Origin of the sequence: Paenochrobactrum gallinarii (assembly GCF_014205685.1) — a bacterium.
GTDB classification, from domain to species: Bacteria; Pseudomonadota; Alphaproteobacteria; order Rhizobiales; family Rhizobiaceae; genus Paenochrobactrum; species Paenochrobactrum gallinarii.
This window is the reverse complement of sequence record NZ_JACIIU010000005.1, coordinates 123,821-141,172: the sequence shown is the minus strand read 5'-3', so window position 1 is coordinate 141,172 and position 17,352 is coordinate 123,821. Positions and strand designations below refer to the sequence as shown.

Genomic DNA, 17,352 nt, shown 5'->3' with positions numbered 1-17,352 from the left:
TCTCTGAATGCATATTTTGTGCCCAAAATAGTATACCGGAGATTAAAGACAAATGGTGTCGCAGGCTCATATTCGTACGTCTGGCTTTAATAATACGACGCGCTTGAAAAAACTCGCAGCCAAACTGTTCATGACAACAGCTCTGGTTGGCACCAGTATGGTTGTTTTATCTCCCGTTAGTGCCGTGGCTCAGGGAGCAGCCAGTCAGGTTTCGGCTGAAAAACAGTTTAATATTCAGGCGCAGCCATTGGCAAATGCACTGAATAGTTTCGGACGTCAGGCAGGGTTACAAATTTCTCTGGCGTCTGCTGTCACGCAAGGGCTTTCGTCTCAAAGTGTGAATGGAAGTTTTACGCCCTCCGTTGCGTTAAGCCGTTTGCTAAAAGGGACAAATCTTTCTTTTGACATCAGCCCTGAAGGCACGGTTTTTATTACCGGCGAACAGCAGAGCACTGCTGTTGGTGAGGCGGTTGCCTCTGATGCTATCACTTTGGATATGATTACAGTGACGGCTGGCGGTTTCGCGCAGTCTGTTGTTGAGGCGCCTGCCAGTGTGACTGTTATTCCGCGTGAGGAACTGGAGAAAAAACCTTATCGCTCTCTGATTGATGCCGTGCGCCATGTTGAAGGCGTAACGATGATCGGCGGCGATAATGGTGATATTTCCATCCGCGGTATGCCGGGTTCAGGCACCCTGATCCTGGTTGACGGCCGCAGACAAAACAGCACCCGTGAATTAAACCCAAAATCCGGCAATTCCGTTGAAGATAACTGGATGCCGCCTATTGGTGCGGTTGAGCGTATCGAGGTCGTACGCGGGCCAATGTCCTCCCGTTATGGTTCGGATGCCATGGGCGGCGTAATTAACATCATTACCCGTAAAGTTGCCGATAAATGGACCGGATCACTTGGCGCGGACATGACGGTGCAAGGTAATTCCCATTCCGGCAACTCACAGCAGGGTGATTTTTATTTAAACGGGCCGTTGATCGCCGATACACTCGGATTACAGGTTTGGGGCTATAAAAAACTTCGCGATGAAGATGAAATTATTGGCGGCTTCAACAAGGAAGACAATCTGAACGGTACTGCCAGATTGTGGTTCACACCAACAGAAAATCACGACTTTATGCTGGAAGCGCATCGTAGCCGTCAGCGTTATTGGGCGGAACCGGGCATGAGCATCAAGCCTGCGGATAAAGAGTTTGAGCGGGATTATAAGCGCGAAAGTTATACATTTGCACATACCGGACGCTGGGATCTCGGAACGTCACAGTTTTCTTATATTTATGATGAAGCGTCCCGTGATGCGCTTACAGCGGGTGAACCAGATCGCTGGATGCCTTCTGTTACTAACCACACGATTGATGGCAGCTTTGTAGCGCCTGTGGGTGAAAGCCATATGGTGAGCATTGGTGGCCAGTGGCGCAGACAAAAGCTGGACATTGGCGGCATGCGCAATGGCCAGTTGCCTCCATTGCCAGATGGTACGCCGGCAACCGGCCAACTGGTGGCAGAAGTTGATCAATGGGCATTGTTTGTCGAAGACGAATGGAGAGTTTTTGACAGTTTTGCACTGACCGGCGGTGTGCGTTACGATAATAACTCGATCTTCGGTGACCAGCTGTCACCGCGTCTTTATGCGAACTGGCAACCAACTGAAAACTGGGCAATCAAAGGTGGTGTGGCGACTGGTTTTATTGCGCCGACGTTGAAGGAATATGTGCCTTATATCGGCAATGGTCAGCGTGGTGGTGCAACAACATGGGGCAACCCTGAGCTGAAGCCTGAAACCAGCGTAAATAAAGAAATCGGTATTTATTACGATAATCTCGATAACTTCACCGCTAATGCGACTTACTTCCACACCACTTATAAGAACAAGATTGCCAATAGCGGGTCACGTTGTCTGAATGCCCCGAACGGCCAGCCCTCAAACAGCGATGGTTGCTGGACAGGAGCGGATGGCCGCCCGATGAGTGTGTATTTCAATGTGCCGGAAGCTGTTATTCAGGGCGTTGAACTTGCCGCCCGCTGGGGCATTACGGATGATGTGGCGCTTAGTGGTACATATACATATACCAAATCCAACATGAAGACCGCTGGTATTGATATTTACGGATTTCCGCTTGGTCAGGCCGACGGATTGGCACCTGTTGCAACGCCACGTCATGTAGTGTCGGCCAAACTGGACTGGCAGGCGCATGAAGACCTTGGCACATATGTTCGTGTAAACTATCGCAGCAAAGATAATCAGGGTGTTAATTGGGGCGGTGGCAGCAAGCCGATGAACGAGAGTGCTGGTGATCTGCTGACATTTGATGCCGGATTATCATGGCAGGTTAATGAGCATTTCACTGTGAATGCGGCGGTTTATAATATTACCAACAAGACAAATTATAATCCTGATCGCACGAATAGTTATCAATATATTGAAGATGGCCGCCGGTTCTGGCTGGGCGCAAGAACATCCTTCTAATCATTCTTTACAAGCACGCTGTCACCCGATGGCGTGCTTTTTTTGCTTCAGAGGGATGTCCTATGATTTTATTGCGACTTGTCAGTGTTTTATGTGTTTCTTCCGCTTTGTTTTCAACCGGAGCCTATTCTGCATCGCTTAATATTGCTGATGCGGTTCCTTATCCGCCTTTATATAAGCCGGTAGAGGCGACAGAGCGGACAGATAAGCCGGATATCGTGTTGATTGGTGCCGATCTCGTTGAGGTTGCGGTGGCACTTGGTGCTGCCGACCGTATTTTGGCGCGTCCTGCCGATATTGATCTTCCCGGCATCGATAATACGCCACATAAAATACGTGAATGGGCGGGTGTCGAAGGTGTGCTGGCACTGCGACCGGCTTTGGTCGTTGCATCAAGTGTTACCAGTCAGCGTGTGCTGGATGGTTTAAACAGCGTAGGCGTGCAGACCGCCATGATTGACCGCACATTACCCGCAACAGAGAAGGTCTCCCGTCTTGCTGCATTGCTGAAACTGGAAGAGCGCGGCGAGAAACTGAATGCTGCTATCGAAGCTGACTATGCTGCGATTGAGCCTGTTTTGCTTGATGGCCGCAAATTGCGGATTGTGCACGCATCCAAAATGGGCGCTGGCACCAGCTTTACTGCTGGCGGAGCAGAAACTGCTATCCATAATCTGATTTTACGGGTCGGGGCACTGAATGCGGCTGCGGAAGTCGGGCGTGATCGCTACCGGCCGGTAACACCGGAAGGCATGATTATGATGGCACCGGATGTCATTCTGATTTCAGAAAAAGAAATCGCTTCTTTCGGCGGTATGGACGGGATTTGGGGCTCTTATCCGGGTATTGATCAAACGCCTGCGGGTCGTCAGCGGAATGTGATTGTCATGCGCGAACTGCATGTGCGTGCGGATGCTGCTTCTAGTGGTATTGCAACAAAAGCACTGGCTTCGGCTTTACAGGAAATGTTTGTCAAACCATGACCTCGAAATCTGTTGTAAAAAAGCCTGCCGAGCATCGTGTATTATTTGCCGTACTTGTCGGGCTGTTTTTAGTGTTAGCATTTTTCAGCTCAATAGCGATTGGTGCCGTTTCCCTTTCGCTCACCGATGTTATCAATGCTCTCTATGCTCGTATTGCATCGGTACAAAGTGATGATATCGGGCGGTTGAATGAAGCCGTCGTCTGGGATTTGCGCTTGTCGCGCGTTATTACCGCCATGATTGTCGGTGCCAGCTTGGCCACTTGTGGTGCTGCCATGCAAGGCTTGTTTGGCAATCCGCTTGCTGATCCGGGTATTGTCGGGGTTTCCAGCGGCGCATCACTGGGGGCGATCATTGTCGTCGTTTTACAAATTTCAACTTTTGGAATTTGGACATTGCCGATCGGTGCTTTTGTGGCGGGTGTCGCAACAACTTTTCTGATTTACGCCTTAGCGCGGCCGGGCAAGGATGGCGGCGATAATACAAAGCTCCTGCTGGTAGGTATTGCTGTCAATGCTATTGGCGGTGCCTTTGCCGGTTATCTCACTTATCTGGCCACTGCGGAACAATTGCAGAGCCTGACATTCTGGTCGATGGGGTCTTTGTCCGGAGCCAAATGGATTACGGTGGCAATCTCTTTGCCGCCGGCGGTGATCGGTATTTGGTTGCTCTATCGGTGGTCGCGCCCGCTTGATCTGTTGGCGCTTGGCGAGCGACAAGCGCGACATTTAGGCGTTGATGTCACTGTTTTGCGGCGTAAACTGATTTTTGTGACAGCTTTGCTTGTGGCCGCAGCCGTTTCCTTTAGCGGCACAATCGGCTTTGTCGGGCTGGTTATTCCGCATTTATTTCGTTTGATGATCGGGCCTGCGCATCGTTTGCTAATTCCTTTTTCAGCAGCAGGGGGCGCATTGCTGGTTATGCTGGCGGATTTGGCAGCACGTACCCTTGATCCGCCATCAGAGGTTCCGATTGGCGTGATCATGGGCTCTCTTGGCGGGCCGTTTTTCCTCTGGATGATTTATCGCAGCAGTAAAGCGCGAGGCGGACAAGAATGATCGACATTAAAAATGTAACCGTTCGCGCTGGTGAAAAAACACTGCTGGAAGATGTGAGTGCGCAATGTGCAAAAGGAACACTAACGGCACTTGTCGGGCCAAATGGCGCAGGTAAATCCACATTACTATCGGTGATCGCGGCTGATCGTAAAGCCGATGCAGGTGACGTTATTCTCGATGGAAAACCGGTAAACAGCTATTCTGTTCATGCTCTGGCACAAATCCGTTCAGTTTTTCCGCAAGGTTCCGTGATCCGTTTTGGCTATAATGTCGGTGAAGTTGTCGCCATGGGGCGGGCATTTCGCGATTTGCCGCCTGATGAAGATCAAGCCTCTATTGATGCGGCAATGCTGGCGACAGAAATTGATCATATGGCTTATCGCAATGCGCAGACATTATCCGGTGGTGAACAGGCGCGCACTACCTTTGCACGCGTGATGGTGCAGGCAACTCCGGTTGTGTTGCTGGATGAGCCGACTGCGGCGCTTGATTTGCGCCATCAGGAGAGGGTTTTGACGATAGCGCGAGACATGGCGCAAGCGGGTGCCACAGTGGTGGCTGTTCTGCATGATCTTAATCTGGCCGCGGCTTATGCAGACAGGATCATCTTGCTTAGTCAGGGCAAGGTCGCAGCTGAAGGGACGCCGTGGGATGTGCTCAAAAAAGACATGCTTGAAAAAGTGTATCGGCAAAATGTGCATGTTTTGCCGCATCCGGTGCGTCAGTGTCCTGTTGTTTTGACAATTTAATTTAAATTTTAAAAGAGGTGTGTGCGATGGAGTGTGTATTAAAACAACCGAAAGTGGCGGCGATTATACAACGTGAACATCAGGCCGCACGGCTGGCGCGGGCAAGTTTTACCGCACAAATGAATGCGCAAACAGACGTTCCGGTTTATAATCGTGATTTTCGCACATCGGAAGCGCATAAAACACAATATTTATCGATTGGCCCGCGCATGGGAGCTTATCTTTATACGATAGCACGCACTCTGAATGCCCGTAACATCGTGGAATTCGGGACATCCTTTGGTGTTTCCACGCTCTATCTGGCTTCGGCGGCAGCAGAAAATGACGGGAAGGTAACCGGCTCGGAATATCATGCACATAAAGCACAAAAAGCGCGCGATAATCTGCAAGATGCAGGACTTTCTTCTTATGCAGAGATTTTGAGCGGTGACGGGCGGGAAACATTACAATCGATCAATGCACCCATTGATCTGCTGTTTCTGGATGGTTCAAAAGACCTCTATCTGGATATTTTGATGATGCTGGAAAAGCACTTACGTCCGGGTGCAATGATTATCGCTGATAATGCCGATCATTTGCCTGTGGATGAAGGCTTTTTGCAATATGTTGGCAAGGATAGTGATCACTATCTGACAACCCTTATCGGCTTTCATAAAGGCTTAGTCAGTCAGTCGCTTTATTTGAATAACTAATCTTGAAATAAAAAGCTGGACGAATTTACCAGCTTTTAAAGTGTCGGTTAAATTTAATAAGAGCGCATTTATAATCATCATAAATGCGCTCTTATTTTTGTTAATTGCCTTTAGTCATCAACATGATCATGGCCGCCAACGCGACCCGGGCGCCAATAGCCCTCTGAGGCGATCTGGTTACGGTTAAAGCCACGGTCAATCAGATGGTGACGCAGCGCGCGCACATTGCTTGTTTCGCCGATCAGATAGGCGTGACCTATACCTTCAGGGAATTGAAAAGCGCTGACCTGATCCAGCACGATTGAGCTTGGGCCCGCATGCTGGCCTTCACGATTGATCCATTCAACCTTAGCATCCGCTTGCGTTTCAAATGGCTGCTGTTCCTCAGCATTTGCCACTTCAATAAAGGCAAATACACGTGTGCCGGCATGCATTGTTTCAATAATATGCAAAATTGCAGGAATGCAGGTTTCGTCGCCTGTCAGCAAATGCCAATCTGCAGACGGGTTGAAAACGGTGCGTCCACGGGGGCCGCGGGCGGTGATTGTGTCACCGGCTTTTACATTGCCTGCCCATGTCGGGGCAGGGGTGGTGCCATGTAGCACGAAATCCAAAGCTATGTGCTTTTTCGCTTTATCAAGCGCGCGGATTGTGTAATCCCGACGTCCGGTTTCACCATCGCCAAGCGGGATTTGCATGACCAGCGCTTGACCAGCCTGATAGTTGAAGGCTTCAATATTATCGGTCGTAACGATCACACGTCGCATTTTCGGTGTCACATTGAATGCTTCGACGACAGTCAATGTCCACTCAGGCAGCTTGGGACGGCTTGGTGCTGCGTTATCTGAAATATTCACACAATAACCTTTCAATCGGGTCAATGAGCATAAAAGCCGTTTCTGACCTATAATGCTGACTGTGGTGCGGGAAAACCTGCACCAATTATTTGATAAGACTATTCTTTTTAGCAAGAATTTAGACTAGAGCAACATAATATGATTAAATTTATCATATTATGTTGCGTCTTTGTGAAGATAAAATATTGACTATTGCAATCATGGTTGTTTTGCTAAATGCAATTGAGCTATTAAAAGTTGAAAGCAGAGATAATAGTGCACTCTTCAATTCATTGGTTATGCAATCGTGAGAGCGATTAAGCCGGCATTGCCTGATGCTCTTTTTGCATAGCATAAACGCTCATTATTATGATTTTGGCGGCCTATTGTTCGGGATCAGCAGGCGGCTGAAGTTCTGGCACAAGAAAGCTAACTAAAGACACATCAGGCTTTGACAACCTTTGGCCTAGACCATTCGGAGCAATTTATTTTTCAATCGGCTCACAATCCGGCGCTGGATCATAATCTGTGTAACCGCTTTCGCGGGCAGTTTTAACATGCCGATGTGAGTGATGAAAAATTACAAAATGTTCCTCACGATGACCCAATGCAGAAGAAAATACAATTGAATGTGAGCGACGTAAGCTGTTTGAAAAAGCGCTGAGTGAATAGCCGCTCAGAGCGCGTGTAATCTGGGCACTTTCATATATGGGAGAACTGTTTATCAGGAAATTGCTGACCGGTTGGGCGCTTTACGCAATAGAGTTTATAATGATATTAAATTGGTGGTCGTGTTATTGTCGCGATTAATTATAGCGCTTTGAGTACAATTGAGATGATATTCCATTTCAACAATAGATCCGGGCTAAAGCAGCTGTTGAAAAACGATTATCAATTTGACAATTTCTGGCCAAAACAATGCATCTGATATGCGCAACAGTCCCGTTTCATCTGCACTGCAGATTTATTGAACTCGGTATTAATTACCGGTTCTGCTAGCTCGCTACGCGTTTAAATAAAAACGGCCTCAGTTCTATGACCGGAGCCGTTTAATATTTGAGCCTATAAAAACAGGCGGAACCAAACTACCACGTTAGAAACCATTGAAGCTCTGGCCATATATGTGCATGATTCAAGCATAGCCTCATTGGCCATTCAGGCGTGATGCTAGTAAAATTAAACAGTGAATAAAAAATGCTCTACTGGAAATAAATTCTAATGACGGATATACAAGGTCGTTTACAAGACAATTCGTTGCGTTCAGCAATGTTCAGTTAAAGTATTCTGTTTATTTTTATACCTATCGTCCTGGAAAGCTATTCGGCTCGGTCCACGACATGCCTTAACTTGGGGGACAAGATGGCCTATTTTCCCACCTGGCGCCTGACAAATAACGCCACGGTCTTACCAGATGAACGATTGCCGACTTCCGCTGCGGTTCCCATGGGAATTCAGCATTTGTTGGCAATGTCGGGTTCTACAATTGTTGCACCGCTCATTATGGGATTTGATCCCAATGTAGCGGTGTTTTTTTCAGGAATTGGTACGCTGCTGTTTTTCTTTATAACCGGCGGTCGTGTTCCAAGCTATCTCGGTTCATCATTTGCATTTATCGCTGTGGTAATTGCTGCAACTGGTTATGCCGGTAGCGGTCCTAATGCGAATATTGGTGTTGCACTCGGCGGTATTATCGCTTGCGGTGCGATTTATGCACTTATCGGCCTCATCGTCATGGGGGTTGGTACCGGTTGGGTTGAAAAACTGATGCCGCCAGCGGTTACCGGCGCAATTGGTGTTGCGATTGGTCTTAATCTGGCACCTGTTGCAGTTAATCAGCTCAAAGGTACGGGTGCGCATATCACGATCGCGCTTTTAACAGTGCTGTGCATGGCAATGATCTCGGCCTATGGCCCGCGTTCGACCCGCCGTATTGCTGTTCTGCTTGCTCTGGTCTTTGGCTATTTGCTGGTGCTTATACTCGGTAATGGTCTTGGCCTTATTAACGGTATCGATTTTGCTACCGTGCAAAATGCAGCATGGTTTGGTCTGCCGCATTTTACCAAGCCTGAATTCAGCTGGCCTGCTATTGCGTTGATCGCGCCGGTTGCAATCGTATTGGTTGCAGAAAATCTTGGTCACATTAAAGCACTGGGTTCAATCACTGGCCAGAACATGGACCGTTATATCGGTCGCGGTTTCCTTGGTGATGGTCTTGCGACCATGATCTCGGGCTCCGGTGGTGGCACAGGTGTGACGACCTATGCGGAAAATATCGGTGTTATGGCGATGACCAAAGTTTATTCGACATTGGTTTTTGTGATCGCCGCAGTTGTCGCTCTGGCACTCAGTATGTCACCGAAATTTGGTGCGGTTCTGCAAACTATTCCGGCACCGGTGCTGGCTGGTCTTGCGGTTTCTGTATTTGGTCTGATCGCCTCGGCAATGGCGCGTATCTGGGTTGTTAACAAAGTGGATTTCTCCGATCCTCGAAACCTCTTTACCGTCGCAGTCGCATTGATCTTTGGTGCTGGCGATTTCACGATTACCATTGGTAGCTTTTCGCTGGGTGGTATCGGTACATCTACATTCGCAGCTTTGATTATGTATCAACTGTTGGGTATCGGGCGCCGTTCCGAAGCCTGATTAATCCGTATAAAATGACAAAAAAACCGGCGGTGCTATTATCGCCGGTTTTTTTATTGTCTATTGTTGCTATGCTTATTTATGCTGGTAATAAATGCAAAGATGCCCGTGACGGCCTGAGAAATCCCCCATCACCAGTGGCAAATTGACCATGTTCAGGTTTCTTATTTTAATAAGCGCTTGGGATTTTCTCAAGCGCCTATAAAAATTATACCAGCAACTGCTTTGCAGCTAAATTTTGCAGGGCGTCATAGGCGGAAAGCACGGTTTCCATTTGTGCCGTATGGCCACGAATGAAACCATCACCATAAATTGTTTCATCCGGATATTCTGTGATCAGCGTCATTGGCACCATATGACGGTCATCAACATCAATCAGGCATGGAAAGCCGTTGATAATGCGGAAACCTGTTTCGCCTGCATGTTTTTCAAACAATGCAATTTGCGCATTATTATAATCCACAAGCCCTGGAATAGACGCTAAATGGCGGGTGACATGATCAACCAGTTCTTCTGATTGCTGCGCCCATTCACTATGGTGGCGGACAATCAGAAAAAAGCCTTTTGGCAATGTCCACATGCCAAAACCGCGCGGCACATATCCCGAAAGCGGGCGCGTCCATTCATGTGATGGATAGCCATGCAAATTCACATGCAGTTTTGCGCTTGTGAGCTTTTCAGCTTGCAGGCGGATGGCCTTTTCCCAGAGCTTGACGCCGTTATTTTCAACACTACGATATTCCAGATCATCACCCATTGCAGTATAGCGTGCTGCATGGTGCATATGTTTTGGATTATCAGCACATAGACGGCGGTGTAACTCGTAGCCATCCGGATTTTCTTGCGGCGAAATTGTAAAATGAGCCGAACAGCGTGCTTTCAGCTGATGTGCGGCACGCAATGCGCCCACCACGCCGGTTGTTTCATTGGCGTGTTGACCCGCACTGATAATCAATGGCTGATCGCTGCCTTTGATATAGCGGCCATGAACTGTGCGACCTGAGCGGGATTTGCTTTCAAAAACCTCGCCGCCAAGTGCTGATAATTCATCACGGATTTGCGCGGCATATAAAGGCGCTTGTGCGGTTTCGAGTTTTTGATTGTCGCCAGTCGCATTATTGGTAGAAAGAGGGCGAATAGTAATGCAGATGGATGGATTTTGATCCGCGTAAGTAATTTCAGGCACAATTTGTCCCGGTTGCAGCCCGCGATCACCCAAAGGACGGCCTGATTTTTTCTGAAAAACTTCCAGCAACGAGAAATAAAAATCCTCGTGCAAAGCTTCGCTCAGGCTGATGGCTTCTTCTGCATAGTTCAGTTTTTCGTCCTGAGCTGGCAGGCGTACCGAGATGTTCAGTTCTTCAAAATATGGTTCGTTTTCGCCCCATGGATGGTTGCTGACAGAGGCAATGCCTGCGTGAAACAGTTTTTCATAATCGGTTTCAAAACGTTCTGATTTGGTGCCATCTTTGCGGATGATTTTTAACCAGCCAGTTGGCGATAAAAGCGTCTCGCCGACAGCATCCTGATGGACACTGTTTGGTGCAAAGATTTCGTGGCTTTCTGTGCGGCCATCCTGAAAGGTCAGCTCAACCGAATAGATAAAGTCTTGCTTGCCGGATGGTGAAAAATCGACAGTGGCATTGCCAACCAGTTTGGTGAGCGGATAGGTTTCCAGCAAAAAGCGGTTTGGCGCACAAGCTTCGTGGGCGGGATAAGCGATCGACACTTTTGACAAAGTGCCACAATCGACATCCTCAACAAAGAAATGCACCAGTGGCTTATAGGCGCTGTGCAATTTGGCTTTTACGCCAATTGCTTGAAGCTTCTTCTCTGTTGCTTCACGGCTTTGTCTATCGTCAAAAAGCCATGCTTCAACTGTGGCGCCTTGCATCGCCGGATCGGCACACAAAGCCTGCAACTGATCAATGCTGCGCTCAAAGCTTTTTTCGAAAATCGAGGTCATCGCGATGTTCTCCCTGTCGGGTCAAGGCTGTCACGCAGCCAGTCGCCGAGAAGGTTAAGGCCAAGAACGGTTAGCAAAATTGCTAAGCCTGGGAATACACTCACCCACCATGCGGTTTGCAAATAGGTGCGGCCATCAGCCAGCATACCGCCCCAGCTTGGAATGGTCGGATCAACGCCGAGTCCCAAGAATGTCAGGCTGGATTCCAGCAAAATATTATTGGCGACATTGAGTGTCATCAATACGATCACCGGACCAAGCAGATTAGGCAGCAAATGCTGGAAAATAATGCGCCAGTCTTTTACACCGATTGCGCGGGCGGAAAGGATGAATTCACGTTCGCGCAGTGCGAGAACCGAGCCGCGCACGAGGCGGGCATATTGCACCCATTGCGAGACAATCAGCAAAATAATGGTATTGACCAGACCACCGCCGACAATGGCGATAAAGGTGATGGCCAGCAGGATGAACGGGAGCGCCAGCTGCACATCAGCAAAACGCATCACCAGCATATCCCAAAAGCCGCGATAGTAACCGGCAATCAAGCCCATCAGAACGCCAAAAACAACAGCGCCAGCAACAGATATAAAACCGACCATCAGCGAGATTTTACCGCCTGTGACCACGCGCGCCAGCACGTCACGACCAAGCGGATCGGTGCCAAAAATATGTGCCATATTGGTGAATGGCGGTGTGAGACGCGCCATCAGGTCAATTTTATCGGCGCCGTTTGGAAACAGCAGGCCTGAAAAAAGTACGGCCAGACAAATGATTGCTGTAAGACCGACACCTAAAATAAATTCAAGGCTGAAAAGGCGGGAGAACAGCAGGGAAGAGGAAGTTTTCGCGGCCATTTTCTACTCCGTCCGGATGCGTGGATCGACAAGGCCATAGGCAATATCGACCAGAAGATTGACACCGATAATCAGGAGCGACAATACGGTGATGGTAGCTTGCAATACTGGGTAATCGCGACCGGAAACGGCATCAAAAGCCAGCGTTCCCATGCCCGGCCAGCTGAAGACGCGCTCAACAACCACGATGCCGCCGAGAAGGCCGCCAAATTGCAGGCCGAAATAGGTGATCAGCGGAATAGCGCAATTGCGCAAGGCATGTTTGTACAGAACTTTATTTTCACTCAATCCTTTGGCACGCGCAACCATGATATATTGTGATTGCAATGTTTCGAGCATCGCAGTGCGTACCAGTCGCACATTGGTGGCGGTGAGGATGATACCCATTGTAACCGCAGGCATGATGTAGCTTTCAAAGCCGTTCATACCACTTGGCGGCAGCCATTGTACGCTAACGGCAAAAACAAGCACCAACATGGTTGCAAGCCAGAAATTTGGGAAAGATAAGCCAATGAGCGACAGAATGCGGATCAGCTGATCTGCAAATTTACCGCGCGATGTTGCAGCTTTAATGCCAAGCGGAATGGAAATGATGATGGAAACAATCATCGAGGCAAAGGCAAGTTTCAACGTGGCCGGCAGCGCATCTTTGATGAGCAGGTTAACAGGCGTTCCGCCAAGGAAACTACGGCCAAAATCAAGCGTAAACAGGCCTTTAATAAAGTTCCAATATTGTACGATGAATGGCTGGTTTAGCCCCAAACCTTCACGGATACGTTCCAGATCGGCCTCGGTAACACTGCCTGCACCTTGGGTGAGCATCAGCGCCGGATCACCGGTCAGACGGATTGCAAAAGCGACGGTCAGAGTCACAATAATGACGACAAAGATCGCCTGTAAAATTCGTTTGATCAGAAAACCGGCCAAAGTGAATATCCTTTATAATATCAAGGAATTGCCGCGCCGATCATAACCGGCGCGGTGCATTGTTTTAATTAGTCAACACTGACTGCGGTGAGGCGCAGACGGCTGTCTGGTGCCGGTACGAAATCTTTGACGCGTTTGTTGATGCCGTAAATTGCTTTAAGGTTATAAAGCGGCATTTCCAATGCGCGTTCGGCGGCGTATTTTGCAATGTCCTTCAAAATGATTTCACGCTTGGCACGGTCAGTGATCGCGCGCTGCGATTCAAGCATTTCATTCATCTTCGGATCATCATCATACGGGTTCCACTTTTCACCGGTGTGATACATGGAGTAAGCCGTATTATCATAATCGAATGTCCAGCCGCCCCATGACTGCTGGAACATCGCACCGGTTTTACCCTGCGGGATGATGTCGTTCAGCAATACGTTGGTTTCATATGGTTTGATGGTCGCTGTAATGCCGATCATCTGCAAATAGCTGGAGATTGCCTGCACAACTTCGTTCAAAGTGGCATCATTACCGCGAATGTCGATCTGAACGGTTGCACCTGGCTTAACACCAGCTTCAGCAAGCAGCTTTTTCGCAGCTTCCGGATCATAAGGAAGTGGCTTCAGTTCAGGATCAAAGCCAAATGATAGCGAGCCTTGAAGGCTGGCGATAGGTTCTGCCTGTCCGCCCAGAATAGACTGGATGATGGTGTCACGATCAACGCCGAGGATCAGCGCTTTACGCACGCGCGGATCAGCGGTGATGCCGTCACGCGTGTTGTAACGCAGTGAATAAACTGTTGGGCCAGCAGTCGTCACGATATCGAGCTTCGGGTCGCTCTGAATGGTCGGGATCATGCTGATCGGAATAGTAGGTGGAATAACGAGATCAACGCGACCTGCTTGCAGTTCTGCGACAGCAGTTGAAGGCTCTGTGATGAAGCGATATTCCAGTTCGGAAAGTTTTGGTGCGCCGCCCCAATGATCGGCAAATGCTTCCATCTGGATGCCGACTTTTGGCTTGTAGCTGGTGACTTTGAACGGGCCGGTGCCAACAGGATTAGCGTTGAAGAAATCATCGCCTTTTTCCTGAATATATTTTGGAGGCACGATCATTGCGCCATAACCGGCCAGTTTTGTCATCAAAACCGGATCGGTGTCTTTGAGGTGGAAATCAACGGTTTTATCGTCGATGACTTCAACTTTATCAATCGCGACATAATTGGAGCGCTGCGGGCCTTTGCCGCCTTCTTCACCGAGCAGGCGTTCAAAAGTAAACTTTACAGCTTCAGCGTTGAAGTCTTCGCCATTATGGAATTTTACATTCTCACGAAGATGGAAGCGGATGCGCTTGCCTTCGTCGAGCTCCTCCCAAGAAGTTGCCAGAGCCGGAACAATTTTCAGGTCAGGACCGCGATAGACCAGACCGTCATAAATATTGGTGGCAACGGATGCCCAGTTGACCAAAAATGTGTCAATCGGATCCCAGCTGCCCGGATCCTGCGGTGATGATACAGTCATTTTACCGGCAGCAAATGCCGGTGCGGCGGACAGCGCAACAGCAGATAATGCTGTAGCCAGTGCCAGATTGGAGAAAATGGTTTTTAGTCTCATGCGCTCAACTCCCTTTTATATAAATTATTGTCAGGTCTTAGGTATTACGGGCAATGAAATGGCCGTTGGCCACTTCTTCATAAGCCCAGATCTGCGGCTTATCTTCGATCCGTCTGGTGGTGCTTGGAATTTCTCCCTCCAGCATTGGACGGTTTGTGCGCGCCAGCGGATCGGCCACAGGAACGGCAGAAAGCAGGCGGCGCGTATAATTATGAGACGGGGTTTCAAACACCTGACGGCGTGAGCCCAGCTCCATGATCTGGCCGAGATAAAGTACAGCAACGCGATGGCTCATTTTTTCAACGACTGCCATATCATGGCTGATGAAAAGATAAGCGAGCCCGTGCTCTTTCTGTAAATCCATAAACAGATTGATGATCTGCGCCTGAATTGACACGTCCAGTGCGGAGAGGGCCTCATCGGCGATAATGAGTTTCGGGTTGGATGCAAGTGCACGCGCGATACAAACACGCTGGCGCTGTCCGCCGGAAAATTCATGCGGATAGCGATTGGCGACCGCTGAACTTAAACCAACGCGTTCGAGCAATTCGTCAACGCGTTTGGTGATGGATGCTTCATCCAGAATAAGGCCATGGGTGCGGATTGGTTCGGCAATGGAAAAGCGAATAGTCTTGCGCGGGTCAAGCGAAGCAAACGGGTCTTGAAAGATATATTGTACTTCCTGGCGCATACGGAAACGCTCAGTCGCGCTCATATCCGAATAGGCTTTGCCGTTAAAGCGCATATCGCCGGCCAGTGGCTGCTGCAATTGCTGAATTGTGCGACCGATGGTGGATTTACCGGAACCGGATTCACCCACCAATGCCAGTGTTTCGCCCGGATGAATATCGAAGCTGACTTGTGACACCGCATTGCAAACATGGGTGACACGTCCGAACATGTTCTTTTTGATGTTAAAGCGCACCGACAAATCGCGCACCGACAAAAGCGGTGACTGGTCTAAACGGGCAGTATCCTGAATACGTGTTTCACCGACCTGAACCGGCTTGCCGTCTTCAAGCATAGTGACTGGTGTTCTGATCGGGAAATCTTCACCGGCCATGCTGCCAAGCTTTGGCACAGCTGACAAAAGAACCTTTGTATAAGGATGCTGCGGATTGGCGAAAATATCGCTGACCGCGCCTTCCTCAACCTTCTTGCCCTTCCACATGACAACCACATCATCAGCCATTTCTGCAACAACCCCCATATCATGGGTGATGAAAATCACGGCCATTTCCAGTTCTTTCTGGAGGTCGCGGATGATGTGCAAAATCTGCGCCTGAATGGTAACATCCAGTGCGGTGGTCGGTTCATCGGCAATCAGAAGTTTTGGACGGCAAGCAAGTGCCATCGCAATCATTACACGCTGGCGCATACCGCCGGAAAGCTGATGCGGATAACGTGACAATAAGCCCGCAGCATCAGGAAGGCGTACCATTTCCAGCAGGCGCTGCGCTTCTTTCAAGGCGTCTTTCTTTGACAGTTTTTCATGCAGCATCAATACTTCGGCAATCTGGTCACCAATGGTGAAAACCGGATTAAGCGACGTCATCGGCTCCTGAAAAATCATGGCAATTTCTTTGCCACGAATACGGCGCATGGTCTTCTGCTCGGTTTCAAGCAGGTTTAAAGTGCCATTTGTGCCGGTAAATTGAATTTCGCCTTCCGGATATGACGCGCCCTGCATATCGGCCAGACGCATCACCGAAAGCGATGTAATGGATTTACCGGAGCCGGATTCGCCGACAATGGCCAATGTTTTGCCGGGTTGGACAGAAAAGCTTAATTGGTCGACGACCCGCGCCGTGCCGAACTCGACGGAGAGATTTTTGACTTCCAGCAATGGCTGGATTTCAGCTGTTTGGCGAAGCTGTGCGTCGTTCACTCCGGTCATCCTTATAGCGTAATGGCAGAACGTGCTGCCTGATTAAATGCGCCCGACATAAAGCGAAGCAAAGATGCCACTTCAGACAGGGTTTCTTCCGAAGGGCGTGCATTGGCCGTTGCCCCCACAAGCAAACGCTCGCGGATTTGCGCGTAACGCGCACAGGCATCAGCACCCTTTTCGGTTATACGAACAGTTTTTTCTTTGGCTGCTTTTCCGGTGGTCAGCAGGCCTGCTTTTTCCAGCTTGCGTAATGCATAAGTGGCAACATGCGTATCCTCAATATCGAGAACAAGACAGATATCAGCAAGTTTTTTTTCACGTCCGCGATGGCGGATGGAATGCAGGATCAGAATTTCAATCGGGGAAAGTCCTGGCAAACCTGCTGCTGCCATGCACCGCACCATCCAACGGGAAAAAGCATGAGAGGCGAGAATTAAACCATACTCGACTTCGGATAAAGCGGTCGAGCCGCCTTCAGCCAAATGAGCAGAAGAAACAATCGGCGTGATGGAAGGCGCATTACGCAAATGTTCAGGCAAAAGATTTTCAGACAAATTTTTCTCGGCCAATACCGGATTGTCATCATCCTTCACACTAGTTTTTTTATTGCTCATATTGCCACGCTCCCAATCTCATGTATTTTATGTCACCATCTTATCGACATTTTGTCAAT

13 protein-coding genes are annotated in these 17,352 nt (G+C 49.0%); 6 read left to right on the top strand and 7 right to left on the bottom strand.

What is annotated here, in order from left to right:
* Nucleotides 1-52: 52 nt before the first annotated feature.
* From FHS77_RS07910 to FHS77_RS07890, 5 genes are all read left to right on the top strand, one after another.
* On the top strand, nt 53-2,479 hold the full coding sequence (locus FHS77_RS07910; RefSeq protein ID WP_184222085.1) for a TonB-dependent receptor domain-containing protein: 2,427 nt from the start codon (nt 53-55) through the stop codon (nt 2,477-2,479).
* Between the two features lie 62 nt (nt 2,480-2,541).
* Nucleotides 2,542-3,462, top strand: a complete 921-nt coding sequence (locus FHS77_RS07905; RefSeq protein WP_184222083.1) for an ABC transporter substrate-binding protein — start codon at nt 2,542-2,544, stop codon at nt 3,460-3,462.
* Nucleotides 3,459-4,520, top strand: coding sequence for a FecCD family ABC transporter permease (locus FHS77_RS07900; RefSeq protein WP_184222081.1), 1,062 nt, complete (start codon nt 3,459-3,461; stop codon nt 4,518-4,520). The genes FHS77_RS07905 and FHS77_RS07900 overlap by 4 nt, the downstream gene beginning before the upstream one ends.
* Entirely contained in the window at nt 4,517-5,269 is a 753-nt protein-coding gene (locus FHS77_RS07895) for a heme ABC transporter ATP-binding protein (protein ID WP_184222079.1), read from the top strand. Before FHS77_RS07900 ends, FHS77_RS07895 begins: the two co-directional genes overlap by 4 nt.
* 26 nt (nt 5,270-5,295) lie before the next feature.
* Nucleotides 5,296-5,961, top strand: a complete 666-nt coding sequence (locus tag FHS77_RS07890) for an O-methyltransferase (protein WP_184222077.1) — start codon at nt 5,296-5,298, stop codon at nt 5,959-5,961.
* 110 nt (nt 5,962-6,071) lie between these two features.
* On the opposite strand, the gene FHS77_RS07885 is transcribed toward FHS77_RS07890, so the two are convergent.
* Complete coding sequence (locus FHS77_RS07885) at nt 6,072-6,818, bottom strand: siderophore-interacting protein (protein ID WP_343060974.1); 747 nt, start codon at nt 6,816-6,818, stop codon at nt 6,072-6,074.
* A 1,338-nt stretch (nt 6,819-8,156) separates the two neighbouring features.
* On the opposite strand from FHS77_RS07885, the gene FHS77_RS07880 reads away from it, so the two are divergent.
* Nucleotides 8,157-9,440 carry a solute carrier family 23 protein gene (locus tag FHS77_RS07880; protein WP_184222075.1) on the top strand — a complete coding sequence of 428 codons (1,284 nt, stop codon included), beginning with the start codon at nt 8,157-8,159 and terminating at the stop codon, nt 9,438-9,440.
* A 208-nt stretch (nt 9,441-9,648) separates the two neighbouring features.
* On the opposite strand, the gene FHS77_RS07875 is transcribed toward FHS77_RS07880, so the two are convergent.
* The 6 genes from FHS77_RS07875 to FHS77_RS07850 form a co-directional block, all read right to left on the bottom strand.
* On the bottom strand, nt 9,649-11,406 hold the full coding sequence (locus tag FHS77_RS07875; RefSeq protein ID WP_184222073.1) for a M14 family metallopeptidase: 1,758 nt from the start codon (nt 11,404-11,406) through the stop codon (nt 9,649-9,651).
* Nucleotides 11,403-12,260 (bottom strand): ABC transporter permease, encoded by an 858-nt coding sequence (locus FHS77_RS07870; protein WP_184222071.1) that lies wholly within the window; start codon nt 12,258-12,260, stop codon nt 11,403-11,405. Before FHS77_RS07870 ends, FHS77_RS07875 begins: the two co-directional genes overlap by 4 nt.
* 3 nt (nt 12,261-12,263) lie before the next feature.
* Nucleotides 12,264-13,187: an ABC transporter permease gene (locus FHS77_RS07865; protein ID WP_184222069.1), complete on the bottom strand. Its 924-nt coding sequence runs from the start codon at nt 13,185-13,187 to the stop codon at nt 12,264-12,266.
* 68 nt (nt 13,188-13,255) lie between these two features.
* A complete protein-coding gene (locus FHS77_RS07860; protein ID WP_184222067.1) occupies nt 13,256-14,788 on the bottom strand; it encodes an ABC transporter substrate-binding protein in 1,533 nt (510 codons plus the stop codon).
* A gap of 37 nt (nt 14,789-14,825) precedes the next feature.
* A complete protein-coding gene (locus FHS77_RS07855) occupies nt 14,826-16,676 on the bottom strand; it encodes an ABC transporter ATP-binding protein (RefSeq protein ID WP_343060973.1) in 1,851 nt (616 codons plus the stop codon).
* An 11-nt stretch (nt 16,677-16,687) separates the two neighbouring features.
* Nucleotides 16,688-17,293 (bottom strand): winged helix DNA-binding protein, encoded by a 606-nt coding sequence (locus FHS77_RS07850; protein ID WP_246431267.1) that lies wholly within the window; start codon nt 17,291-17,293, stop codon nt 16,688-16,690.
* Nucleotides 17,294-17,352 lie beyond the last annotated feature (59 nt).